This window comes from Fluviicola sp. (genome assembly GCF_039596395.1).
In the GTDB taxonomy this organism is placed as follows: Bacteria; Bacteroidota; Bacteroidia; order Flavobacteriales_D; family Crocinitomicaceae; genus Fluviicola.
The window spans coordinates 1241496-1265709 of sequence record NZ_JBCNJT010000002.1; the positions used below are offsets into that span (position 1 = coordinate 1241496).

Consider the following 24214-nt stretch of genomic DNA (forward strand, 5'->3'; position numbering starts at 1 on the left):
TATGAAAAGAAGAACCGGAATCATTATACTTCTCGTCCTGGTATTGGCAGCTTTTATCCTTGTTCCTTTGATGCGTTCGGGCGGCGGATCGGAAGAACTGGAAATGGCAAAGTTTGACCTTCCGGGTGATCCGCAGGCAAAGTACGGACAGGATATTCCTATTAAGTTCGTGATCCCTGAAGGTTTGGCGAAAGTGGAATTGCTTTACAATGATTCGGTATTTGAGACCTGGAATAACCCGAAAGCGCAGACCAGAACAGTTGCTTTGAAAACGAATTATTACGGTGTGGGTTCCAGATCTTTGATTTTGAGATCGACGTTTAAGGACGGAACGGTGTTGGATAATTCGGCGATTGTCCGTGTAACTTCAGACATTGACCCGGAAATCCTGTTTGTGAAAATTGTCAATGAATTGCCGCACAACCCGGAAAACTATACGCAGGGTTATGAGTTTGACGGAAACCAGTTGTATGAAGGTACCGGAGATCCGGGGCAGCAGGGAAAAACGGTGATCGGGCCGGTTTCTTTGCAGACGGGAGCATTCCTGGAACCGAAAAACGGGTTGGACGCTACTTATTTCGGGGAAGGAATTACCATTTTGGGAGATTTGATCTACCAGATTACCTGGCAAAACAGCAAGTGCTTTGTATACGATAAGAAAACCATGGTGTTGAAGAACGAGTTTACTTATGTAGGCCAGGGTTGGGGATTGTGCAACGACGGAAAATCGATTATTATGTCAGATGGTTCCGAGCGCATTACCTTCCGGGATCCGAAATCTTTCCAGGCAACGAAGGTGATTGAAGTTTACGACAACGTAGGGCCAAGAACGAACCTGAACGAATTGGAATACATCGACGGGAAGATCTATGCGAATGTTTACCAAACGGGGACTGTTTTGGTGATTGAACCGACAACCGGCCGTGTTTTGCAGGAAATCGATGCCAACGAGTTGGTGATCCGCGGAAAAGGAACGGGTGATGTACTGAACGGGATCGCTTATAACAAGCTGACGAAGAAAACTTACATGACCGGAAAATACTGGACGAAGACCTTCGAAGTTCAATTTGCGAAGTAATTTATGATCTCTCCCTACAACGACGAATATTTCATGCGCCAGGCGTATATGGAAGCGCAAAAGGCTTTCGAACTGGGAGAAATCCCGGTTGGTGCGGTCGTTGTGGTCAATAACCAGATCATTGCCCGGGCTCATAATTTGACCGAACGGTTACACGACGTGACGGCGCATGCGGAAATGCAGGCAATTACGGCGGCTTCAGAGTACCTGGGAGCAAAATACCTGAAAGATTGTACGCTCTACGTGACGCTTGAGCCTTGCGTGATGTGTGCAGGAGCTTTGTATTGGTCGCAGCTGGACAAGATCATTTTTGCTGCCCGTGATGAAAAGCGCGGAGCCGGCCGTTTCCAAAATGAATTATATCACCCCAAAACGGTTGTCAGCAAAGGGCCATTGGAGAACGAATGTTCGCAGCTAATGATTGATTTTTTTAAAGAAAAACGATAATTGGTAGGGGCGAAAAATTTTTCGTCCCTACTGGTTTTTTACCGGTTTACACCTGATTTTTACCATTCGCGTATCCTTTTTTCTCCGTAGTAATGATTATTCGTTAGATTTGGTTAAAATCCAGCGTATGTCAGAGATTGTTTTGCAAGTAACTAATTTATCCAAAAGATATAAGAAAGTGGAAGCCGTAAAGGATATCTCTTTCAGTATCCAAAAAGGAAATGTTTATGGTCTGCTTGGTCCCAACGGAAGTGGTAAAACTACCACTTTGGCCATGTTGATGGGAATTTTACACCCCACTCAGGGTTCATTTTCCTGGTTCGGGAACGGACAGGAGGACAAGAACCGGTTGCGGATCGGGTGTTTACTGGAAACTCCCAACTTTTACCCGTATTTGAATGCTTATGATAATTTACGGGTAACGGCTACGATCAAAAACATGACGAATCCGGGAGCCCGAATCGAAGAGGTACTGGAATACGTGGATTTGAAAGAGCGCGGCAAAAGAACTTTCCGTACTTATTCCCTGGGAATGAAACAACGCCTGGCTGTGGCCGCCACTTTGCTTTCTGACCCGGAAGTGCTTGTGCTGGATGAACCGACTAACGGATTGGACCCGGAGGGAATCGCTGAAATGAGGGAATTGATCCTGAAGATCGGTGCGGAAGGAAAAACGATCATTCTTGCCTCACACATTTTGGATGAAGTTCAAAAAATCTGTTCGCACGTGGTGATGCTGAAGCAAGGTGAAATGGTCTACAACGGAAGTATGACCGAACTGTTGCTGCAGCGCAAATCTTACCAGTTAATGGCCGACGATCCTGACAAGTTACTATCCGTTTTGCGTGGCTTGCCGGTTGTGAAGATTCTGACCGAAGATCCGAATTCGTTGATGGTGGAATTGGACGAAAACCTGAGTGGTGCCGATTTGAACCGCATGATAGCAGAGAAGGGTATTTATCTTTCGGAATTACACGCTTATCAAAAAAGTTTAGAGACTATTTTCTTAGAAAGAATGAAATTATGAGACAGATTATAGCATTGGAGTATGCCAAATTGAGAAAATTCCATACTCTTAAAATATTGTTTGCGGTTTATATGGTGGTCGTTCCTTGCTGGATGTACTTTATGAACTTCTTTTTCAAGATGAATCCCGGGTTGAAGGCCATTTTCACACAGGCAAACACGTTTGATTTCCCGCATATCTGGAGTTTCGTTACCTATAGTGCAAGTTTCTTCAATATCCTGCTGGCGGTTTCGGTGGTTGTCATTACTACGAATGATATCCAGTACAAAACCATGCGGCAAAACATCATTGACGGGCTTACCAAAAGACAGGTGATTTTCGGGAAGTTTGCTTTCGTGATTTTCCTGAGTACCATTGCGACCGTGTATACTTTCCTTTGCGGCTTGGTAATCGGTTTGATCGAATCTGCAAATACGGATTTCTACCAGAACATTCACCTGAACATGCTCTACTTCCTCCAGACGATCGGTTACTTCAGCTTTGCATTCCTTTTTGCCATATTGGTGAAAAGACCTGCTATTGCAATTGTTACATTCATCATTTACTTCCCGGTTGAAACCATTGTGGGGAATATTATTTCCCAGAAAATGTACCAGTTCTTCCCGCTGAAGATTTATGCGGACCTGACTCCGATTCCTTTCTTTAAAGCAGTCATTCACTCGGGACCTAAAAATGCGAATAACGACATCTTCCTGTTGAGTTCGACCGAGCAGTTGTCTTTGGCAGGAGTTTATATCGTGCTTTGTTTTGCAGTGACTTATTTTATTCTTAAACGAAGAGACCTGTAAAAAAAGCTAACTGGTTAGCCTTCATTTCGTTAACAAACTAACAAGTTTGGAATTTCGAAGTCTGTGTTCTAAATTGCGGGACATTAAACTTCTACTATGAATAAACTATTACTATGTGGAGCCCTGTTTACGGGCTTGTCAACTCATTCCCAAACCACTCTTTTCCAGGACAATTTCGAGGCAGGAGGAGGAAACTGGACCCTGAATGGCGGGTCGGGTTTAAATCAGTGGGTTATTAATTCGGAATACGTGGATAACTCCGGTTTCGGGCTTGTTGCCGACACACCGGATGAACCGGCCGGAGTAACGAACGGGCCGAATTCCGCTTACCTGCACATTTATAATACACAGGCGTGTGGTTTTGGAATCTGCAATGCTTCCTTCGATACCGGATCTTCCTCCAATCAAAGTGCTACGCTAACACCGATCGGTACAACAGGTTTCACGAACGTTACGTTGACGTTTATCTATTTGTGTGACGGGGCAAGCGGAAGTGCTTACGGAATTGTAGAATATTCCACAGATGGGGGAGGTACCTGGACTGCTGCTTCAGGACAGTATTCGGGTGTTTCTACCTGGACCAATGCTTCCATTGCGCTTCCGGCATTTGACAATGCGCCTGCCCTGAAATTCCGTTTCAGATGGCAAAACGGCAATACCGGAAACGATCCTGCTTTTGCAATTGATGAAGTAAAAATTACAGGAACTCCGGGAGCGGGTGCAACAGTAGGTACAGGAGCGATTACGACAACTACTTATTGTTCGAATACTACAGCAAATATTTCTGTTCCTTTCACAGTAACGGGAACAATCAACTCCGGAAATGTTTACACGGCACAATTATCCAACAGTGCAGGATCTTTTGCTGCTCCGACTGCAATCGGAACTTTGTCTTCTACTGCAACAGGAAGTTTGAGTATTTCTGCAACAATTCCAAGCGGATTGCCGGCTGGTAACGGATACCGCATTCGTGTGGATGCATCGAACCCGGCGACTACGGGAACGGATAACGGAATGAACCTGACGGTTGCTGCACCTCCAACCATTAATGCTACTCCATTTCCTGTAAACGGAACAATCTGTGCAGGAAACTCCGCTACGATAACAGCTTCCGGAGCAAATACCTATACCTGGAGTCCTGCCGGATCGCTGAGCAGTTCAACAGGATCTACTGTAACAGCAACACCTTCCGCTACACAAGTGTATACAGTGTCGGGTATTGATGCAAACGGATGTTCCAACAGCACAACCATTACGATTACTGTTGAAAGCTGCGCCGGACTGGAAGAAGCATCCTTCGGCGATTTCGAATTGTACCCGAATCCTGCCAGTGAAAAACTGAACCTGAATTTCGGAGAATTGAAAGGGATTCAGTCGGTGTCTGTTCTGGATCTTTCAGGAAGAACGGTTCTTTCCGAGAAGGTTTTTTCCAATACCATCAACATCCATTCTCTGGAAAGCGGGAAGTACTTCCTGGTGATTGAACACGAAGCGGGAAGATCTGCTAAGGCATTTGTGAAACACTAAAAAGAACACTTTTTAACGAAAACCCGTAGGGATGCGATAATCGCACCCCTGCGGGTTTTTTGCATTCATAATTCGTCATTACCTTTGCACCATGAGTATTTCTCCAAAGACTATTTGTGCGTTATCCACTGCTCCGGGAATGGGGGCGATTGCTTTGATCCGTTTATCGGGGCCGGACGCGATTTCGATCTTGTCAAAAATTGCCGGCAAGTCCTTTGAACAGGCACTTTCACACAGCGCACATTTTGTCCGGTTGAAAAACACGGACGGTTCCGTTTTGGATGAGGTAGTAGCAACGATTTTCCATGAAGGACATAGTTTTACCGGTGAAAATACGGTTGAAATTGCTTGTCACGGATCTGTTTTTATCCAGCAGGAAATTATCCGGTTATTACTGGCAAACGGGTGTGAACTGGCCAAACCGGGAGAATTTACCATGCGAGCTTTCCTGAACGGAAGAATGGATTTGAGCCAGGCAGAAGCTGTTTCCGACCTCATCGCTTCCGAGTCAGCCCGTTCACACGAAGTAGCGATGAACCAGATGCGCGGTTCGTTTTCGAATGAATTACGTGATTTGAGGGAAAAACTGATCCATTTTGCTTCCCTGGTGGAGCTTGAACTGGATTTCGCGGAAGAAGACGTGGAATTTGCCGACCGGACCGAATTGCTTGCTTTGGTGACTGAAGTATTGGCTTATGTCCGCAGGTTGATCCAATCCTTTGAACTGGGTAATGTGCTGAAAAACGGGGTTCCGGTAGCAATTGTAGGAGCACCGAATACCGGGAAGAGTACCTTGCTCAACCAGCTTTTGGGAGAAGACCGTGCGATCGTGAGCAACATTGCTGGAACAACGCGCGACGTGATCGAGGAAACCTTAAACATAGACGGGATCTTATTCCGTTTGATTGACACAGCCGGAATCCGCGAGGAAGCTGCCGAAGAAATCGAAGCCCTGGGAATTCAGCGTTCGCTGGACAAGATCAAACAAGCCAAAATTGTGTTGATGCTGAGTGATTTCAGCGGGAACAATGCTTCACAGGAGGGACATTTATCCATGAGTTCGGAAGAGACCGGAAAATGGGCAGACGAACAGGCAAAGAAATACCCGGGCGCACATTTTCTGGTGATCGGAAACAAGTACGATCTGCGTTCGGACCAACAGGATATCCCCTGGAACTATGAAACACCCTTCCTGCCGATCAGTGCGAAAAACGGAAGCGGGATTGCGGAATTGAAATCCTGGTTGTCGAGACAAATCCTCGGATCATTCAACACCCAGTCTGACACCATTGTGACCAATGCGCGCCACCTGGATGCTTTGGAAAAAACGCAGGATTCCCTCGAAAAAGCCAAATGGGGACTGGAAACCAACATTACCGGCGACTTTGTAGCGATGGACATCCGCCAGGCCATGTTCTGGCTGGGCAGTATTACGGGCCAAATCTCGGAAGATGATTTGCTGGCGAATATTTTCAGTAAGTTTTGTATTGGGAAGTAACTAGCAGTAGGAGTGTGAAATTTTCCACCGCTACTGATTTGTTGTCCGAAGCAACCTATCACCACCGATTTCGTCAATACAATAGAAGAAACTAATCTTCTGATATTATTACTGACGTCGATGAAAAATACGCCCCCTTTTTTATCGAATGAGGCCCATTCCGAGAAAACCCGTTTACTGTTTCTTTCCCGGGGTCTTTTATTCGTTTCACTGCTTTTGTTTTCTTCCGGAGTATTCTCCCAGGGAGATAACTGTGATCAGGCTCTTGCGCTAACGAATGTCACCAATTTTTGCTCTTCCGCAAACCAATATACCAGCGCCGGCTCTACTGCCAGCGGATTTTCAGTAGGTTCCTGCTGGACAGCTACTGCTACTTCCGATGTGTGGTTTTCCTTTGTGGCGATCGGGACCAATGTCCTGATTTCTGTGAACGGAGCAACGATGATGCAGCCGCGGATCGCTATCTATTCTGGAACTTGTGCGGGCGGATTGACGCAGCTTCCCGGAGGATGTACGAACGGAACAGGCGGATCTCCCGATTCCCAATTGTTCAATTCCGGGCTGGTGCAGGGAACGACTTATTTTATCCGTATCAGTACTACTTCCACGCAAAGAGGAACATTCCAGTTGTGCATCAATAATTACACGCCGCCGCCAACCGCTTCTGCTGATTGTGGTGGTGCGGGAAGGTTGTGCAACAAGAACCCGATCAGTGTGACGAACCTGACAAGTGGCGGAGTAAACAACAACGAAAATGCGGGAACCTGTTTGTCCGGTTTCGGGATTTTTGAAACCAATTCGGTGTGGTATACCTGGACTTGTCAGACAGCGGGAACGCTTACCATGGACATTTTGCCGGCAAACCAGATCGATGATATCGACTTTATCGTTTTCCAGTTGAGCACGTCCAATCCATGCGGTCCGAGAACGGCCATTCGCTGTTCTGCTACTTCTGCTGCCGGTGCGAACGGCGGTACCGGGATGAATGCATCTTCCACGGACGTGAGTGAAGCTGTGGGCTGGTCGGGAATCGAGGACGGATATGTGCAGCAGGTGAACATGACTGCCGGAACCAGTTATGCAATTCTCATTAACAATACGAACGCCACGAACGGATTTACCCTGAACTGGGGCGGAACAGGAACTTTCGTAGGACCGGACGCGAATATTACCGGAGGCCCTTTCGTGGTTTGTTCCGGAACTCCTATTTCCATTGACGGAAGCACATCTACGGATTACAATTCCCTGAGCTGGAATTTTGTAAACGGATCGGGAACACCTGCAAATGCTACAGGTGCGGGACCACACTCGGTTACTTATTCCACACCGGGAACTTATGTAGCAATCCTGAATGCGACTTCTTCGCTGGGCTGCACTTCAGTAGAAACGGCCACGATTACAGTGAGTTCGGGAGTAGTTCCCACTTTTGCTGCAGTTCCTGCGTTTTGTTCGGGCCAGGCGGCACCTGCATTCCCTGCTCAAACCAATACACCGGTAGTTGCAGGAACCTGGTCGCCCAACGTAATCAGCAACACGGCATCGGGAACGTATACTTTTACTCCCAATTCGGGACAATGTTCTACGACTCCGGTGAATATCTCAGTAACGGTCAATCCTTCTGTTACACCGACATTTCCTGCTCATCCGCAATATTGTGTGAATGATGTACCGCAATCATTGCCAACGACTTCAGATAACGGAGTGGCGGGAACCTGGTCACCTGCTGCGGTGAATACTACAACAGCGGGAACTGCGAATTATACCTTTACTCCGACCGGAAACCCTTGTGCTGCCCCGGTAACCATAGCAATTGTAGTTGGAGCTGCGCCTACGCCTACATTTACACAGATACCGGCATTTTGTTCGGGAACTACGGCCCCGGTTTTACCGGCAACTTCAAGCAATTCGATCACCGGAACCTGGTCACCGGCAACCATCAATAACACCACTTCCGGGACTTATACTTTTACCCCGGATGCCGGTCAATGTGCTACTACTGCAACGATGTCCATAACTGTGAACAACCCGGTAACTCCGAATCTTACTGCTGCAGGCCCTTTTTGTACGGATGCACTTCCGGTTAACCTGACTGCAGATATTCCGGGAGGAACGTGGACAGGTACGGGAATTACTGATGCGACCGGAGTTTTCGATCCTGCGGTTGCGGGTGCAGGAACACACACGATCAACTATGTTCACACACAGGGCTGCGGAGGAACCAATTCCATGGATGTGGTAGTAAATCCATTACCGGATTCCGACTTTACGGCTGATGTATTAAGCGGCTGCAGTCCTTTAACCGTTCATTTTACAGCAGATCCGTCCGTGACAGGTTCTTCCTGGGACTTTGGAGATAACACGACAGCGAATACGATTGGCACTGCGGAGCATACATTTACTGCGGGAACTTATTCCATTACCTTGACGAATACACTGAACGGCTGTTCATCAAGTACGACCAAAACGAATTACATTACGGTTTCGCCGATCCCGGATGCCAGCTTCAGTGCAAATCCGCAAGTGCTTCCGCAAACAGAGACAACCAGCCAGTTCGACAATCATTCGCTGAACGGCGATACGTATTTCTGGACATTCGGTGACGGAGATAACAGTGACCTGGAAAATCCGAGTCATCATTTTCCGCAGGTACCCGGAAATTACCCGGTGACTTTAACGGTAACGAGTGCGAACGGATGTACGGATGTTGCAACGCTCATTATTACCGTGCGTGAGAATAAACTGATCTATGTTCCGAATGCTTTTACCCCTGATGGCGATGAATTCAACAATGTGTTCGCTCCGGTTATATCTGCAGGATACGATTTACAGAATTATTCATTCACGATCTTTAACCGATGGGGAGAAACGTTGTTTGAGTCGCACGATGTAACGAAAGGATGGGACGGAACCTATATGGGAAAATTAGTCCAGGCGGGAATTTACACCTGGACAATCCGGATCAAAAGCCTGAATGACGACAGTTACGAGGTCTTCAACGGTCATTTGAATATGATGCGTTAAGAGTTACTTACAGTTGCAAAGCGTGTAGAATGCGAAATTCTTTCTGGTTTTTATACACATTCCTTCACGGGTCATTGTATACCGTTTATTGAGGTTTGTTTTGGAATTCGGTTCTAAAACCAATTCGTCGCCTTCCAGAGACCAGGTTCCTTCTGCAACAACCGGTTTGGAAGCCTTGGTCAAATCTGTATAGATGAACGTGTGGTCTTCCTTCAATTGTAAATGGGGTGCGTTCTTTCCGTCGCCTCCATAACTTCCTTTTGGTTCACTTGCCAGATTTTGTGCCTGAGAACTCAAACTCAAAAGCATTCCGATAAAAAAGATAAAGCTTGTTTTCATAACTGATTCATTGGTAGCGCAATATAGGAATATACTTTTAAGATAAGTCGTTTATTCTAAAGAATCTGAATCAAAAAAATAAACTGACTCCTGAATTTTTTGGACAGGTTGTTAAATTTATTGTGCGTACATATATTTTTTATATCTTACTCCACGTAAACGCATTCAACTATGCAAAAATCAGTACTACTTCTATGCAGCTTTTGGGCTGTGATATCCGCTCATTCACAAGGTTTCCAGGTAAATTTCCAGGGACAAAAACAGCAGGGAATGGGATTGGCGGGAACTGCTCTTTCCGAAGATGCGTCTGCTTTGTTTTATAATCCGGGAGGTGTTGCCTTTGTGAAGAAGAGCGAGATCAATGCCGGTTTTTCCCCGATTTTTGCCAATACGCTTTTTGTAGATTCTGCCTCAGGTGAAGGCTACCGGACCAATTCCCCGATGGGAACTCCTTTTTCAGCCTATGCGCTTTTCGGATTTAAAAAAGTGGAATCCCTGAAAGTAGGCCTGGCCGTTTATACTCCTTTCGGAAGTACGATCCAATACGAAGATGCCTGGATCGGGAGGTTTGCATTAACGAAGTTGTCACTGAAGTCGATCTATTTCCAGCCAACAGTTTCGTATAAGATCAACGACCACATCGGTGTAGGAGCAGGTTTCATTGTTTCTACCGGAGAAGTGGATTTGCAGAAAGACATTCCTGTGCAGTTTCCCGACGGAGCTTTCGGACATGCCGAACTTACCGGGAAAGCCCTGGGTTTTGGGTATAACTTAGGAGTGAACGCGAAGATTGATTCTCATTTTTCCCTCGGACTGACTTACCGTTCGAAGGTTTCGATGAAAGTAAAAGACGGGGAAGCAACGTTTACGGTCCCGGAATCTCTGAGTGCCAATTTCCCGAACGGGCCTTTCACTTCTTCATTGCCTTTGCCAAGTGTGGTAACGCTGGGCGCTTCGTATGATTCTCAAAAAAGATGGCAGGCCGTACTGGATATCAACTATGTTGGCTGGAAAGCTTACGATACCCTTGCGTTTGATTACGAGTCGAACACGGCGAGTTTGGTAGATACCAAATCTGCCAGAAAGTATAAAAGCATCATTGCCATCCGTGGAGGTGTCAATTTCAAAGCCACGGAACTGATTGCTATTCGACTGGGAGGAGGTTATGGTTTCTCGCCGGTACAATCGGGTTATGTAACCCCGGAATCCCCGGATGGAAACCGCATTTACGGAACAGCCGGTTTAGGGTTTAAGTTCAACGAGCATTTCAACCTGGACCTCTCGTTTTATTATACACGCATCAAACGAACGGACCGCAACCTGGAATCGAACTTAAGCGGAACATTCACAACGATCGCCATTTCCCCGGGAATTGGATTAAGCTATAAATGGTAAGCACATGAAGCACATTTTAAACATCATTATTCCGTTAGCTATCGGAATGGGAGTGGGAACTCTGAGTTCCTGTAAACCCAAATACAAAGCTCCCGAAACATCGGCGGGTGAACTGGATCCGTCGCGTTTTGTGATGATCGGAGGTTCCCATACTGCAGGTTACATGGACGATGCTTTGTATTACGACGGTCAGCAGTATTCCATTGCGAATTTGCTGAGCAAGCAGCTGCAAAAAGTTGGCGCCGGAGCATTTAATCAGCCCTACATGCCGTCAAATTCTGTCGGTGTGAGCGGTTCGGGCATGTCGCGCTTCAAATTGGGATACAAAACCGATTGTCTGGGAGTTACTTCCCTATCGCCGGTGCGCCTGGCGGCAAACGGAGATGTGGCGGCACTGAACGCGAATGTCTACAATGCTTCTCAGCCCTTCGGGAATTTCGGCGTTCCGGGAATGACGGTTTCTGCTATCAATGTTTCTTCCTATGGAATGTTCAACCCGTTCTTCGGACGCATGAGTTCTTCAAGTAGTGCCAGCGTTCTGAACGATGCCCTTGCCTCAGATCCGACTTGTTTTGCCTTGTTTGTGGGAATAGAAGACATTCTCCCTTACGCCCAGGGAGGTGCAAGCAACGCAACATATATCAATCCTGCGACTTTCAGTGCATACTATGAACAATTGGTTGTTTCCATGATCGGAAGCGGCAGAAAAGGAGTGCTTTCGCTGATTCCGGATGTCACGGAAATGCCTTATTTTACGACGATTCCATGGAACGGATTGAACCTGACACCGGATAAAGCCGCTTCATTGAATGCCATTTATAACCCCATCGGGATTTCATTCCAGGAAGGCCCGAATGGGTTTATGATCCAGGACCCGGGCGCAGGAGCCTTTAGTGTAAGGCACATGGTGGAAGGAGAATTGGTATTGTTGAGTACACCTCTAGATTCGGTGAAATGCAATTCGATGGGTTCTGTTTTCCCGTTCAGGGACCAGCTTGTTCTGACACTGGATGAACTAACGGAGATCAGAGGAGTGATTGCTCAATACAACGCTGCCATTACCGCCATTGCACAGAATTACAACCTGGCACTTGCAAAACCGGATGAACTGGTGACCAACATGCAAACAGGAGTGGTATACAATGGAATTACATTAAGTACGAAATTTGTTTCCGGCGGTGCTTTCTCACTGGACGGGATTCATTTTAACCCGAGAGGAAATGCTTTGATTACCAATGAATTTATACGCGCATTAAACGAGAAATACCATGCTAAAATTCCGGCGGTAAACGCTGCGAGTTATCCATCAGTTATATTCCCATAATTTAAAAAATCAACAGGATGAAAATTTCTACATTACTACTATCAGTTGGTTTATCTACTGCTGCATTTGCACAAACACCTTGTCAAAGCGGAAGATATGCCAGCGATGTTTATTCGACTGTAAACCTTACAAGTGATATTGTTTACGGATCCAATCTTTCCTTTTCGGGAGCAACTACGTCCTTGACTCTAGACTTCTATGAACCTGCTGCGGATACTTCCGTTGCAAGGCCCTTAATTATTTGGGTGCACGGAGGAAGTTTCCAGCTTGGTACAAAAACGGATGTGGATGTAAAAGAACTATCCAATCGTTTTGCAAAGAAAGGATATGCGTGCGCTTCAATTAACTACCGTTTGGGATTCTTCCCGGTAGATTCTGTTAACGCGATCAAAGCCGTGCTTCGTGCTACACAGGATTTGAAGGCTTCCATCCGTTTCTTCTACAAAGACCGGGCAACCACCAATACTTACAAGATCGATACGACGCGTATTTTTATCGGGGGAAGTTCTGCGGGTGCAATTACTGCGTTGCATGTGGGTTACCTGGACAAGGATTGCGAGATTGCTGACTACATCGATGCGACCAACCTGGCGGCTCTTGGCGGAATGGAAGGAGCAAGCGGTAACCCGGGCTATTCTACCAAAGTGGCCGGAGTAATTAATCTTTGCGGTGCATTGGGACGTTACAGCTGGATGGAAGCAGGAGACGTTCCTCTGGTATCTGTTCACGGTACGGCGGATGGCACAGTGAAATACAACCGTGGAGTTGTAAATCCGGGTGTTCCGATCATGTACCTGGACGGAAGCCGTATGCTACTGGAAAGAAGTTGTGCGTTAAACCACCCACATAAATTGTACACATTTTTGGGCGCGCCGCACGTTCCCTATGCCGGAACAAGCGCTGCACAGATTGCTTATATGGATACAACGGCGAATTTCGTAAGGGATTTCCTGGTACACCAGTTAGGCTGTACGAACATGGACCTTCAACCGGCAAATCCTCCGGCAGAAATGGCATACCTATACCCGATCAACTACTGCGACGGAAGCCCGGTAAACGAAACCTGTGTATTGGGATTAACCGAAAACACAAAGGAAGATGAAATGACATTGTACCCGAACCCGGCTTCCAGCCAGGTAACCATTCATTGCGAATCCGAAGGAGCAAAAACAATTGCTGTAATCGATCTTTCGGGAAGAACGGTTTTGACCCGGGAAATGAACACCAACGGATATGTATTGTCAGTACATGATTTGAATAAAGGGACTTATTTCGTGCGCTTGCTGGATCATAATACCCAGAAAGCACTGATGAAACAATTGGTGATCGAATAAGCGAGGAACTCGCAAAGGATAAAGCTTCCTTCGGGGAGCTTTTTTTATATTCGCAGGTGCGCCGAAGAGTTTGGCAGCAAATTTGTAAATTGAAGACAAAATTACATATTATGAAAAGCATTGGTTTATTAATGGTCCTGTTGCTTACCCAAACGGCGGTTTTTGGGCAAAAGACGATTCGAATGACCGTCAAGGAAGAATGTGTTCCGTGTCGCCGGATGATGGCGCAGGAATGTTTCCAGGTGAAAAAAGAAGGGTCTGATAAGTGGGAATTATTCTACGATCGAATCAAAGGATTTGAATACGTTCCGGGAAACCGGTATGTGATCGATGTGATCGAAACAGAACGCCCTGAACCTGTTCCGCAGGATTTGTCGAAATACCTTTACAAACTGGATAAAGTGATTTCTGTTACACCGATGATCAGCGGGAGCCAGGGTGTGATTTACAAAGTGATCCGCATGAATGGAAAAGAAGTAACCGATGCGGATGTTTCACTGAGTTTCGACAGTACTTTTCACCAGATTTCAGGAAGAAGCGGCTGCAACAGTTTCAGTGCTCCGGTCAAGATGAATAAAAAACAGACGAAGATTTGCGTTAAAACCGGTATGTCTACCAAAATGGCTTGTCCGGATATGCAAATGGCGGTTGAAGACGAGTTCCTAAAATCCATTTCCGACAAGTCGTTCAAGGTTTCCCACGCTGGAAGTATGATGATCTGGAAATCAAAGAAAAAAGAGGTGCTTGTTTTTGAAACGGGTACCAAACCGGTTCCGCAGGACCCATCTGCCACGAATGGCGGAAGACCGGAGAAAACTCCGTGGAACTTTTTCAACCAGCAAACCCTGAGACTGATCCAGATGGACGGTATGACGATTAAAAAAACCGATGCAGCTTTGAAAATGGATATGGCAACCAATTCTTTCACGGGAAGCAACGGTTGTAACCGCATTTCAGGGAATATGTCGACTACCCGAAATACGGTGGTTTTTTCGGACATAATCTCCACCAAAATGATGTGTGCAGATGAACTGGTTGCCAATACCGAGCGTCGTTTTATGGAGATTTTGAGAAGCAAGGGATTAACGGTTGATTTCGCGGAACGCGTATTTAATATTTACGATGCTTCCGGGAAGTTGGTATTAATGTTTGCGGCTGACGCAACCGAATAAATTTATTTAGAGTTTTAATTTCAGTTTTCATATATTTATACACCAAAAATTTTTTTACTATGAAAAAGCTAATCAAAATTTCTGCGTTTGCAACATTGGCATTTGTTGGAGCATTAGGAATTCAGTCATTTACTTCCACGAAGGCTTCTTCTGAGAAAGTACTGAGCAACATCGAATTTAAAGTAATCAATGATACATCTTCGGAGTACAAATACTGTGTGAACGGTGGTCATAACTACATCAGTGCTGGTGCTTCCAAGGGATTCAGCTACAGCGAAGGAACAGAGATCAAGCATTTGGACGGAAGCAATTGCGGAGGAGTTTGGTTTAAAGTAACCAGCTCAATGCACGGTAAGTCATTCAAGCTTTCCGAATTGAAGAATTAATCATTTCTTGAAATAGTGAACAGGGAGTCCCGGCATTTATCGCCGGGACTTTTTTGTTTTCACCCTTTATTTTAGCTTTTCAATGTAAATAAGGTTAATTCTCTATCTGAATTCGTCGAATTCCGTTAATTTCGTGTATTGATTTATAATTATGAAACGAATTTTGCTTTTAGGCGCCGGCCTCTCTGCTTCTACGCTTATAAAATACCTGCTTGATCACGCTTCTGAAAACAATTGGCAACTGCGTGTGGTGGATCAGTCACTGGAGCTCGTGAAGCATAAACTGGCGGGGCATCCGAATGGAGAAGCGCTTTCGTTTAATGCATTGGAAAGAGAAGAGCGCTGGGCGGAATTGCAACAGGCGGATCTCGTCATTTCCATGCTTCCGGCAAGATTCCACATGGAGATTGCCAGGGATTGCCTCGAATTGAAAAAGCATTTGATCACCCCTTCTTACATTTCTCCTGAAATGAAGGAATTGAACGAAGAGGTGCAAAAAGCAGGACTGATCTTCATGAACGAAATCGGAGTAGATCCGGGAATTGACCACATGAGCGCCATGCGTATCATCGATTCGATCAAAAACCTGGGAGGCGAGATCACCGGTTTCAAATCCTATTGCGGGGGATTAATAGCGCCGGAAAGCGATACGAATCCGTGGAACTATAAGTTCACCTGGAACCCGAGAAACGTGGTTTTGGCAGCCCAGGGCGGAACTGCACGTTACATCGACAGACATCAATACAAATACATTCCCTATACACAGGTTTTTAGCCGCCTGGATAACATCTCTGTTCACGAGTACGGAGAATTTGAAGGCTATGCCAACCGCGATTCGTTGTCTTACCGGCATATTTACGGCCTGGATGACATCCCGACGATTTACCGCGGAACACTTCGCAAGAGCGGGTTCTGTCAGGCGTGGAATATTTTCGTGCAGCTTGGTTTAACCGATGATCACGTTATTTTGCAGGATTCGGAGAACATGACGCCAAGAAGTTTCCTGAATGCCTTTTTGCCTTTCGACGAAGAGTTAACCGTAGAGGAAAAGTTCCGTAATTTCTGCCGTCAATACGGTGTTACGGATCTTTATCGCTTCGAATGGCTGGGTTTATTTGAGGATTCTTCCCAAATAGGGTTGAAGAATGCCACACCTGCCCAAATCCTTGAAAAGATCCTGGTTGAAAAATGGGTGCTGGAACCGCAGGATAAAGACATGCTGGTAATGGTGCACCAATTTACTTATTTGCTGAACGGCGAAAAGCGTTTCATTGAATCTTCCATGGTGAACCTCGGAGATGACCAGGTGCATACGGCAATGTCGAAAACTGTTGGATATCCTGTTGGAATCTGCGCCAAACTGATCCTGAACGGCCATATTTCGGAGCGAGGAGTTTTACTGCCTACCAAACCGGAAATTTATGACCCGATTTTGGATGAATTGGAGGATTTAGGAGTGGTTTTCCAGGAGTTGGAGAAAGTTGTGTAAGAATTGCGAATTGCGGATTGCGGATTTGAGTTTATACAGCCAGGGTGTTTCTTGTGATTAAGCGGTAAGCGATTACCCCGGCAACTGTTCCGAACAGGAGCACTTCATCGGGGAAGACGACAAAGCGGGAAATCAACAAAACGATGCCGAATACCAGCGAAAGGATGATTCCCTGTTTCGCACTTTCACGTGTAAAATAATTGACCGGGTATTTCCGGTAAAGCTGTGGAAGCAGGAATTGTTGCCTGTAAGCCAGGTATCCGCTCAGGACCATTAAGGGGATCAGAATAATTCCCTGTTGGATTCCCATGTCGCTGTAACTCAAAAACGCCCATATACGCTCCGTCCATTCGAAATGTGGGTGAATATTCGGAAGAATAAAGAAAACAGCCAGAGAAGTGCTTAGAATGCATAAAAAGCCAATCGCCAAGTGTTTGGTTGCCAATTGCTTTTCAGAAGTGTTTCCGCTGAACTGAATCCGTTTCCGCGCTTTCAGGACACTCAGTGTCCAGAAGAGGCACCAATCGATGAGGAAGAACAACAGGATAAAACTGGCATCCCAATTCCAGTAAAAGTAACCCAATACCGGGATCAGTCCTTCAACCAGGGTTTGAAAGAGAAGGGCCCTTTTCGGCGTCATTTGGTTTTGGATAAACGCTTGATGGCCTCTTCTGAAATCGCAAACTCAGGATTGTATTTCAGAGCCTTGCGGTAGTACTGAATTGCCTGGTATTTTTCACCCTTTGTTTCATAGATCAATCCCAGGTTGTGCCATGCTTCCACATAACGCGGTTCTTTTTGCAGCGTTTCGTTGTAAAAGTAAATTGCACTGTCGGCATCGTTTTGTTTGAACTGCTTGATCCATCCCATCTGGAACAGGGGAGGAGTGAAGGTCGGGTCTTTTTTGAGCATGATGCGGTAAGTCTCCTGGGCTTCCTCCAATTTGTCAAAATCCTGGTAAGCATAAGCCAGGTTGTAGTAAGCTTCGATGTTATTCGGCCGGATCTGTGTAGCTGTAATGAAATACTGGATGCACAACGGATTGTGTTCTTCCTGGTAGATTAGTCCCAGTTTGATATAAGCGGCAAAGAAATCCGGGTCCTGTTCAATAGCCGTCTGGTAAGAAGATTTTGCCAGATCGCGGTTATCGAGGCTCAGATAAATACTTCCTTTCAGAATGTAGGCATCGCGGTATCTTTTATTGATGCGAAGTGCTTCGTTGATGTAGTAGAACGCTTTTTCATTGTCACCCTGCTGGGCATAAGTAGTTGCCAGCGCAACCAGGGCCTGTGTATTTTTCGGGTCTTTTTTGATAACGAATTTGAAATGGGATTGTGCTGCCATTACATCGCTTGGTGTTCGATTCGCCCGGTTGTTCAATGCATTGGCATACAAGAACCGCGCTTCAATGTTCCATTGCTGCATGCGGTATGCTTTAGCTCCATCCTGAAGCGCCTTGTCGTAATCGTAGCGTTCCAGCATCAGGTTCCCATGTTTGATCAGGATCGGAACACTATCCGGGTATTTTTTGAATAGCTGATCGACAGAAAGTTCCTTTTGAGGTTTTTTCGAACCGTTTCCGCCACAAGAGCTCACTAATACCAGAAAACCAATGAAAAATAGAATGCGCATACTTAAAATGAATCTGACAACAAAAATAAGGAAATGTATTTAGCTATTAGCAGGAAACGTATTCTTCTTCAGAAACGTTGGTGTGCAAGACTCGAAGTAATTACCGGGGAAATAATATTCGTCGTGTAAAAGCAAATATTCATTTGGAGAATTATTCCGATCATTTATGAATGAATGAATTAGTTGAAAGCGTTATTTTCAGCGTACTATAACTTAAAATAAACTGAAACGATGAACAATTTACTCCTAATTGTTCTTCTAACTCTTGCGTCAATTTCTTTTGGTCAGGACCAGTCCGCTTACGACCAGAGGTTACTGATTCATTTTACCGAAGAACAACTGACAGCTATGCCGCAGCAAAAGCTGGAAGCTATCACATACTACTACTGTGAGAGCTATTCTATCGATGATTCCCGGGTGATGGGATTCGACATTCATTCCTTTGATGTTTCTGAGTATGAAGACCTGCGAAGAGAATCTGTAGATTTCTCGTTCACCAATGATCAGGGTTTAATCATTACCCTGAGAGCCCGCGACAAGTATTTACCGAAAGCAATCCTGAAGAAGTCATGAAAAGGTTCTTGACAGGTTTGATCGTGGCAATGGGTTTTGCTGCGTTCGGACAATTGCCTTATACGTGGACCCCAGGTGTTGATCCGGGCTGGACAAGTTCCGGTGCTTTACAATGGCGGCCGGGTTGCGGGTACGTTACCACGAATTGTACGGGAAGTTACGCCAACAATGCGAATACGACCTATACGTCACCTTCTATTGATGCTTCCTGTGCGAATGCGAGTACGATATCCGTAACGTTTACTGCATTCGGGAATGCTGAATACACTTATGATTTTATGTTTATATATTACTCGCTGGACAACGGAACAACATGGATCAATCCTTACGGGGTGGGAATCGGCTGGACCGGTAATTTCGGGTCTTCACCCGGAATGACTATTCCTGCAATTACGTTGCCGACCTCTTCCAATATCCGTTTCCGCTTCAATTTCCAGTCGGATAACTCGTTTACATACACGGGGTATAAAATAACCGATTTCGATATTGTCTGCAATGTGGTCCTTCCGGTGGAAATGTATGCCTTTACCGGAAAAAGAATGGGTAGCGAGAACCAATTACAATGGACTACCTTGTCTGAAAATAACAACGATTATTTCGAGGTTCAGTGGTCAACCAACCCGGAGGCAGAAATCTGGTCGGATGTAGCTATTGTTAAATCCAAAGGAAACAGTTCCGAAAAGCAACAATATGCTGCGATTCATTCCAATCCGTCGGTTGATAAAAAGAATTATTACCGGATTTCCCAGGTGGATAAAGACGGAACACGAAGAACATTTGACGAATGGGTTGTGGTAGACGATACCCTAAAAGAGAATCCGCTCAAGGAAGTTGTAAATATCATGGGGCAAACGGTAGATACAGACACTCCCGGTTTGGTCATTTATGTATACGAAGATGGTACGAAGGCGAAGAAATACAACTGATCAACTTACCTGATTAACTTGCGTAGCGTGTGAGGACCGGTGCAGAATTTTCTGTGCCGGTTTTTCGTTTAATCAAAGATTAAACAAGGTTCAAATGGTTCAAAGCGTTCAAAAATGTTCCATTAAACCTTTTGAACCTTTGAATTCTTTTTTGAACTTGTATCAATGAAAAACCCCGCTCGCAATGCAAACGGGGTCTATATCTCTTGGTTGTAATTACAATCCTAAAAGTACTGCGTAAGGATCTTTTCCTCCGAAAATGATTCTTTCCGGGTTTTCGATCATTTCTTTCACTTTTACCAGGAAGCTAACAGATTCTTTTCCGTCGATGATGCGGTGATCGTAAGACAATGCCAGGTACATCATCGGGCGGATTTCCACCTTTCCGTCAATAGCTACCGGACGCTCAATGATGTTGTGCATTCCCAAAATAGCTGATTGCGGCGGGTTGATGATCGGTGTAGACATCATAGAACCGAAAACTCCACCGTTGGTGATTGTAAACGTTCCACCGGTCATGTCTTCCGGAGCAATTTTCCCGTCACGGGCTTTTACTGCCAGGCGCTTGATCTCTTTTTCGATTTCAGCAAGGCTCATTTGCTCTGCGTTGCGTACAACTGGAACCATTAATCCTTTCGGAGAAGAAACGGCAATACCTACATCTGCATAATTGTGGAATACGATTTCATTTCCGTCAATCTGGGCGTTTACTGCAGGGAATAAGTTCAATGCTTCCGTTACTGCTTTCGTGAAGAAAGACATAAATCCAAGATTCACATCGTGGAATTTAGCGAACTGATCCTTGTATTTTGCACGCAGGTCCATGATCGGTTTCATATCAACCTCGTTGAAAGTCGTCAACATCGCTGTTTCGTTCTTCACAGAAACCAAACGTTCTGCGATTTTACGGCGAAGCATGGACATTTTCTCGCGGTTCTGGTCGCGTGTTCCTCCCCATCCCTGAGCAGCATCAGCAGGAATTCCGGCAGCCATAGCGCTTACCACATCTTGTTTCGTGATACGACCGTCTTTTCCCGTACCGTTGATTTTAGCACCGGATACACCATTCTCAGCCATGATTTTCGCAGCAGCCGGTGAAGGAGTTCCTTTTGCGTAACTATCGCTTACAGGTCCCGGATTTGGTGTCGGAGCGCTGGTTTTTTCAGCCGGAGCAGCAACAGGTTGCGGAGTTGCTTCAGCTTTCGCTTCGGCCTTTGGGGCTTCAGCAGCCGGTGCAGCTGATCCTGCAGGTCTTTCAGCGGAAGTATCGATCAAACAAACTACTTGTCCTACTTTTACTACATCGCCTTCAGCAGCTTTCAAGGTAATGATACCGGATTGTTCTGCCGGCAATTCCAGGGTTGCTTTGTCAGAATCTACTTCTGCAATAGCCTGGTCTTTTTCTACATAGTCACCGTCCGAAACCAGCCAGGTTGCAATTTCTACTTCAGAAATTGATTCTCCCGGGCTAGGTACTTTCATTTCAAGGATTGACATAATTGAATCGTATTTAGTTTTCTAATAATCTTATTTAGCTGCTACGGATGCGAATTGAAATACATCTGCAAACAATTGTTTCAAGCGGCGCTCGTGTAATTTTTTGGAACCTTCAGCCGCAGCTGCAGATGCAGGACGTGTAATTCCTTTGAACGGAATGTGTCTCAGGTTCATTGCAATGTAAGTCCATGCTCCCATGTTTGCCGGCTCTTCCTGGGCCCAGATTACATTTTTAGCATTGTATTTTGCAACGATCGCATCGATTTGTTTCTGAGGCAACGGGTACAATTGTTCGATACGGACAAAAGCCATATTGTCAACACCCATTTCAGTCGCTTTTTCCTTCATTTCGTAATAGAACTTCCCGGAGCAGAAAACCAGCGTATCCACCTGTCCTGCTTTTGCATTCGGATCGTCAATGACTTCCTGGAAAGAACCGTTTGCCATTTCTTCCAAAGTGGAAGTTGCAGCAGGTAAACGCAGGATCATTTTCGGAGAGAAAACAACCAAAGGCTTACGGAACGGACGAACCAGCTGTCTGCGAAGCAAATGGAAATGGTTTGCAGGTGTAGAAGTATTTACAACCTGGATATTGTCATCGGCACATTGCTGTAACCAACGTTCCATACGTCCGCTGGAGTGCTCTGCACCTTGTCCTTCGTATCCGTGAGGAAGCAGCATTACCAATCCACTTTGAGTAGACCATTTGTCTTCTCCGGCAGTAATGAACTGGTCGATCATAATCTGTGCACCGTTGAAGAAATCCCCGAATTGTGCTTCCCAGATTGTCAACCCTTTCGGAGTGGCCAGGGAATACCCGTATTCGAATCCAAGTACGGCGTATTCGGAAAGCAGGGAATTGTAAACAGTAAACGGTGCCTGCTTATCAGAAAGCATGTTCAATGTCTCGATTTCTTCTTCGGTGTCTTCTGTTTTTACCACAGCGTGACGGTGAGAGAAGGTACCGCGCTCCACATCCTGTCCGGAAATCCGTACCGGAATTCCTTCGTCCAGTAAAGTGGCGTATGCCAGCATTTCTGCTGTTCCCCAATCGAGGTTATTGTTTTCAACCGCTGCTAAACGGTCGTCGAAGATTTTCTGAATTTTGCGGAAATACTTTTTACCTTCCGGTAAAGTAGCCAGTTTCTTTCCAAGTTCGAATAATTTCTCTCTCTGAACTCCTGTTTCAGGGCTGGAATCGAAATCTGCCGAAGTACTATGACGGAAACCTTCCCAGGTAGAACTCAGGAAATCCCAAACAACTGCTTTTTCATTCTTGCGGGCTGTTTCAAATTCACTTTCCAGGTAGTTGTTGTATTCATCCTCGATCGTTTTAACCTCTTCGTCAGTCAATGAACCTTCGGCCGTTAATTGCTTCTGGTAAATCACCTTCGGATTCGGGTGTTTTGCGATGATGTCATACAAATTCGGCTGCGTGAATTTAGGCTCATCTCCTTCGTTGTGTCCGTATTTACGATAACATAACAAATCGATGAATACATCACGGTGGAATTTCTGACGGTACTCCATAGCGATCTCAATCGTTTGGATAACCGCTTCAATATCGTCTCCGTTTACGTGGAAAACGGGAGTTAAAGTCGTTTTTGCTACGTCCGTACAATAAGTAGAGGAACGTGCGTCGTGGAAGTTCGTTGTAAATCCAACCTGGTTGTTTACCACAATGTGGATCGTTCCACCTGCTCTGTAACCATCAAGCAAAGCCATCTGGATAACTTCGTAAACAATTCCCTGTCCTGCAACAGCAGCATCACCGTGGATCATAACCGGGCAAACCTTGTTCTCATCCTTGAAATGAGCGTCCAGTTTTGCACGTGCAATTCCCTGAACAACCGGGTCAACTGCTTCCAGGTGAGAAGGGTTCGGAGCCAAGGTCAGGCCAACTACTTTTCCGTCTTTGGTGGTTGTTGAACTGGTATATCCCTGGTGGTATTTCACGTCTCCGTCAAAAGCACCGTCAGCGTCGAATTCTTTTCCTTCAAATTCGGAGAAGATATCCTGAGGGCGTTTCTGGAAAATATTTGTCAAGGTATTCAAGCGTCCGCGGTGAGCCATTCCCATCACGAAATACTCTACGCCAAGGCTTGATCCTTTTTCGATCAGGGCATCCAAAGCCGGGATCAGCACTTCACCGCCTTCTACGGAGAAACGCTTCTGACCCACGTATTTTTTACCCAAAAAGGCTTCAAAATTGGAAGTCTGAACCAGTTTTTTATAGATGTGCTTTTTGCGCTCGATGTCGAATTTCGGACGGTTCTTTACTTCAATGCTGTTTCTGAACCATTCCAAACGTTCCGGTTCGCGCATGAACATATACTCGATACCGATGGATTGGCAGTAGCATTGCTCCAAATCCTGGATAATATCACGCAGGGTTGCTGCCCCGATACCGATTTGTTCTCCTGCCTGGAAAACAGTATCCAGATCAGACGCATCCAAACCGAAGTTTTCGATTGCCAGGGTTGGTTCGTACTTTCTGCGCTCGCGTACAGGATTGGTTTTGGTAAACAGGTGACCGCGGGTTCTGTACCCGTTGATCAGGTTAATTACCTTAAATTCTTTCTGAAAGTTTTCAGGAATGTCGCCACCGTCTTCGAAGTTCGTGCGGGCAAAATCAAATCCTTCAAAGAATTTTTGCCAGCTAAGATCTACGCTTTCAGGGTCTTTTATGTATGACTGATATAAATGATCTATCGCATTTACATCTGCATTTCCGACGTACGTCACTTTATCCATGTTGGTG

20 protein-coding genes are annotated in these 24214 nt (G+C 45.6%); 15 read left to right on the forward strand and 5 right to left on the reverse strand.

Annotated features, from left to right (window positions below; all coding sequences use genetic code 11):
• Position 1 precedes the first annotated feature (1 nt).
• The 7 genes from ABDW02_RS14265 to ABDW02_RS14295 all read left to right on the forward strand — a co-directional run bounded on the left by ABDW02_RS14265 (position 2) and on the right by ABDW02_RS14295 (position 9386).
• Entirely contained in the window at positions 2–1078 is a 1077-nt protein-coding gene (locus ABDW02_RS14265; protein WP_343635558.1) for a glutaminyl-peptide cyclotransferase, read from the forward strand.
• Between the two features lie 3 nt (positions 1079–1081).
• Positions 1082–1525 carry a nucleoside deaminase gene (locus ABDW02_RS14270; RefSeq protein ID WP_343635560.1) on the forward strand — a complete coding sequence of 148 codons (444 nt, stop codon included), beginning with the start codon at positions 1082–1084 and terminating at the stop codon, positions 1523–1525.
• 127 nt (positions 1526–1652) lie between these two features.
• A complete protein-coding gene (locus ABDW02_RS14275) occupies positions 1653–2552 on the forward strand; it encodes an ATP-binding cassette domain-containing protein (protein ID WP_343635562.1) in 900 nt (299 codons plus the stop codon).
• Positions 2549–3340: an ABC transporter permease subunit gene (locus ABDW02_RS14280; RefSeq protein WP_343635564.1), complete on the forward strand. Its 792-nt coding sequence runs from the start codon at positions 2549–2551 to the stop codon at positions 3338–3340. The genes ABDW02_RS14275 and ABDW02_RS14280 overlap by 4 nt, the downstream gene beginning before the upstream one ends.
• A 96-nt stretch (positions 3341–3436) precedes the next feature.
• Positions 3437–4867 carry a T9SS type A sorting domain-containing protein gene (locus ABDW02_RS14285; protein WP_343635566.1) on the forward strand — a complete coding sequence of 477 codons (1431 nt, stop codon included), beginning with the start codon at positions 3437–3439 and terminating at the stop codon, positions 4865–4867.
• Between the two features lie 91 nt (positions 4868–4958).
• Positions 4959–6365, forward strand: coding sequence for a tRNA uridine-5-carboxymethylaminomethyl(34) synthesis GTPase MnmE (gene mnmE / locus ABDW02_RS14290; RefSeq protein WP_343635568.1), 1407 nt, complete (start codon positions 4959–4961; stop codon positions 6363–6365).
• Between the two features lie 120 nt (positions 6366–6485).
• Entirely contained in the window at positions 6486–9386 is a 2901-nt protein-coding gene (locus ABDW02_RS14295) for a PKD domain-containing protein (RefSeq protein WP_343635570.1), read from the forward strand.
• A 3-nt stretch (positions 9387–9389) separates the two neighbouring features.
• On the opposite strand, the gene ABDW02_RS14300 is transcribed toward ABDW02_RS14295, so the two are convergent.
• Positions 9390–9725, reverse strand: coding sequence for a hypothetical protein (locus ABDW02_RS14300; protein WP_343635572.1), 336 nt, complete (start codon positions 9723–9725; stop codon positions 9390–9392).
• 171 nt (positions 9726–9896) lie between these two features.
• On the opposite strand from ABDW02_RS14300, the gene ABDW02_RS14305 reads away from it, so the two are divergent.
• The 6 genes from ABDW02_RS14305 to ABDW02_RS14330 all read left to right on the forward strand — a co-directional run bounded on the left by ABDW02_RS14305 (position 9897) and on the right by ABDW02_RS14330 (position 16825).
• Positions 9897–11120 carry an outer membrane protein transport protein gene (locus tag ABDW02_RS14305; protein WP_343635574.1) on the forward strand — a complete coding sequence of 408 codons (1224 nt, stop codon included), beginning with the start codon at positions 9897–9899 and terminating at the stop codon, positions 11118–11120.
• A gap of 4 nt (positions 11121–11124) precedes the next feature.
• Positions 11125–12444, forward strand: coding sequence for a hypothetical protein (locus tag ABDW02_RS14310; RefSeq protein ID WP_343635576.1), 1320 nt, complete (start codon positions 11125–11127; stop codon positions 12442–12444).
• Between the two features lie 17 nt (positions 12445–12461).
• The gene (locus ABDW02_RS14315; RefSeq protein WP_343635578.1) at positions 12462–13778 is read left to right on the forward strand and encodes a T9SS type A sorting domain-containing protein; all 1317 of its coding nucleotides are present in this window, start codon (positions 12462–12464) and stop codon (positions 13776–13778) included.
• A gap of 110 nt (positions 13779–13888) precedes the next feature.
• Complete coding sequence (locus ABDW02_RS14320; protein WP_343635580.1) at positions 13889–14950, forward strand: META domain-containing protein; 1062 nt, start codon at positions 13889–13891, stop codon at positions 14948–14950.
• 59 nt (positions 14951–15009) lie between these two features.
• Positions 15010–15336 (forward strand): hypothetical protein, encoded by a 327-nt coding sequence (locus tag ABDW02_RS14325; protein ID WP_343635582.1) that lies wholly within the window; start codon positions 15010–15012, stop codon positions 15334–15336.
• Positions 15337–15487: 151 nt separating this feature from the next.
• Positions 15488–16825, forward strand: coding sequence for a saccharopine dehydrogenase C-terminal domain-containing protein (locus tag ABDW02_RS14330; protein WP_343635584.1), 1338 nt, complete (start codon positions 15488–15490; stop codon positions 16823–16825).
• 31 nt (positions 16826–16856) lie between these two features.
• Here the strand turns inward: ABDW02_RS14330 and ABDW02_RS14335 are convergent, their stop codons facing one another.
• Positions 16857–17465 (reverse strand): hypothetical protein, encoded by a 609-nt coding sequence (locus ABDW02_RS14335; RefSeq protein WP_343635586.1) that lies wholly within the window; start codon positions 17463–17465, stop codon positions 16857–16859.
• Positions 17462–18457 (reverse strand): tetratricopeptide repeat protein, encoded by a 996-nt coding sequence (locus ABDW02_RS14340; RefSeq protein WP_343635588.1) that lies wholly within the window; start codon positions 18455–18457, stop codon positions 17462–17464. The genes ABDW02_RS14335 and ABDW02_RS14340 overlap by 4 nt, the downstream gene beginning before the upstream one ends.
• Before the next feature lie 231 nt (positions 18458–18688).
• Here ABDW02_RS14340 and ABDW02_RS14345 point away from each other — a divergent pair, with 231 nt between their 5' ends.
• Together ABDW02_RS14345 and ABDW02_RS14350 are read left to right on the forward strand one after the other, a co-directional pair.
• Complete coding sequence (locus ABDW02_RS14345; protein ID WP_343635590.1) at positions 18689–19030, forward strand: hypothetical protein; 342 nt, start codon at positions 18689–18691, stop codon at positions 19028–19030.
• Positions 19027–19956: a hypothetical protein gene (locus ABDW02_RS14350; RefSeq protein ID WP_343635592.1), complete on the forward strand. Its 930-nt coding sequence runs from the start codon at positions 19027–19029 to the stop codon at positions 19954–19956. Before ABDW02_RS14345 ends, ABDW02_RS14350 begins: the two co-directional genes overlap by 4 nt.
• Before the next feature lie 216 nt (positions 19957–20172).
• On the opposite strand, the gene odhB is transcribed toward ABDW02_RS14350, so the two are convergent.
• Positions 20173–21453 carry a 2-oxoglutarate dehydrogenase complex dihydrolipoyllysine-residue succinyltransferase gene (odhB, locus tag ABDW02_RS14355; RefSeq protein WP_343635594.1) on the reverse strand — a complete coding sequence of 427 codons (1281 nt, stop codon included), beginning with the start codon at positions 21451–21453 and terminating at the stop codon, positions 20173–20175.
• Between the two features lie 30 nt (positions 21454–21483).
• On the reverse strand, positions 21484–24207 hold the full coding sequence (locus ABDW02_RS14360) for a 2-oxoglutarate dehydrogenase E1 component (protein ID WP_343635596.1): 2724 nt from the start codon (positions 24205–24207) through the stop codon (positions 21484–21486).
• Positions 24208–24214: the final 7 nt, after the last annotated feature.

Excerpts from the sequence above, each read along its gene's own strand:
- ABDW02_RS14265 (WP_343635558.1), top strand. The coding sequence starts at position 2 with ATGAAAAGAAGAACCGGAATCATTATACTTCTCGTCCTGGTATTGGCA.
- ABDW02_RS14340 (WP_343635588.1), bottom strand. The coding sequence starts at position 18,457 with ATGCGCATTCTATTTTTCATTGGTTTTCTGGTATTAGTGAGCTCTTGT.
- ABDW02_RS14280 (WP_343635564.1), top strand. The coding sequence starts at position 2,549 with ATGAGACAGATTATAGCATTGGAGTATGCCAAATTGAGAAAATTCCAT.
- ABDW02_RS14270 (WP_343635560.1), top strand. The coding sequence starts at position 1,082 with ATGATCTCTCCCTACAACGACGAATATTTCATGCGCCAGGCGTATATG.
- ABDW02_RS14300 (WP_343635572.1), bottom strand. The coding sequence starts at position 9,725 with ATGAAAACAAGCTTTATCTTTTTTATCGGAATGCTTTTGAGTTTGAGT.
- ABDW02_RS14320 (WP_343635580.1), top strand. The coding sequence starts at position 13,889 with ATGAAAAGCATTGGTTTATTAATGGTCCTGTTGCTTACCCAAACGGCG.
- ABDW02_RS14350 (WP_343635592.1), top strand. The coding sequence starts at position 19,027 with ATGAAAAGGTTCTTGACAGGTTTGATCGTGGCAATGGGTTTTGCTGCG.
- ABDW02_RS14310 (WP_343635576.1), top strand. The coding sequence starts at position 11,125 with ATGAAGCACATTTTAAACATCATTATTCCGTTAGCTATCGGAATGGGA.
- mnmE (WP_343635568.1), top strand. The coding sequence starts at position 4,959 with ATGAGTATTTCTCCAAAGACTATTTGTGCGTTATCCACTGCTCCGGGA.
- ABDW02_RS14305 (WP_343635574.1), top strand. The coding sequence starts at position 9,897 with ATGCAAAAATCAGTACTACTTCTATGCAGCTTTTGGGCTGTGATATCC.
- ABDW02_RS14330 (WP_343635584.1), top strand. The coding sequence starts at position 15,488 with ATGAAACGAATTTTGCTTTTAGGCGCCGGCCTCTCTGCTTCTACGCTT.
- ABDW02_RS14285 (WP_343635566.1), top strand. The coding sequence starts at position 3,437 with ATGAATAAACTATTACTATGTGGAGCCCTGTTTACGGGCTTGTCAACT.
- ABDW02_RS14295 (WP_343635570.1), top strand. The coding sequence starts at position 6,486 with ATGAAAAATACGCCCCCTTTTTTATCGAATGAGGCCCATTCCGAGAAA.
- odhB (WP_343635594.1), bottom strand. The coding sequence starts at position 21,453 with ATGTCAATCCTTGAAATGAAAGTACCTAGCCCGGGAGAATCAATTTCT.
- ABDW02_RS14335 (WP_343635586.1), bottom strand. The coding sequence starts at position 17,465 with ATGACGCCGAAAAGGGCCCTTCTCTTTCAAACCCTGGTTGAAGGACTG.
- ABDW02_RS14315 (WP_343635578.1), top strand. The coding sequence starts at position 12,462 with ATGAAAATTTCTACATTACTACTATCAGTTGGTTTATCTACTGCTGCA.
- ABDW02_RS14275 (WP_343635562.1), top strand. The coding sequence starts at position 1,653 with ATGTCAGAGATTGTTTTGCAAGTAACTAATTTATCCAAAAGATATAAG.
- ABDW02_RS14360 (WP_343635596.1), bottom strand. The coding sequence starts at position 24,207 with ATGGATAAAGTGACGTACGTCGGAAATGCAGATGTAAATGCGATAGAT.
- ABDW02_RS14345 (WP_343635590.1), top strand. The coding sequence starts at position 18,689 with ATGAACAATTTACTCCTAATTGTTCTTCTAACTCTTGCGTCAATTTCT.
- ABDW02_RS14325 (WP_343635582.1), top strand. The coding sequence starts at position 15,010 with ATGAAAAAGCTAATCAAAATTTCTGCGTTTGCAACATTGGCATTTGTT.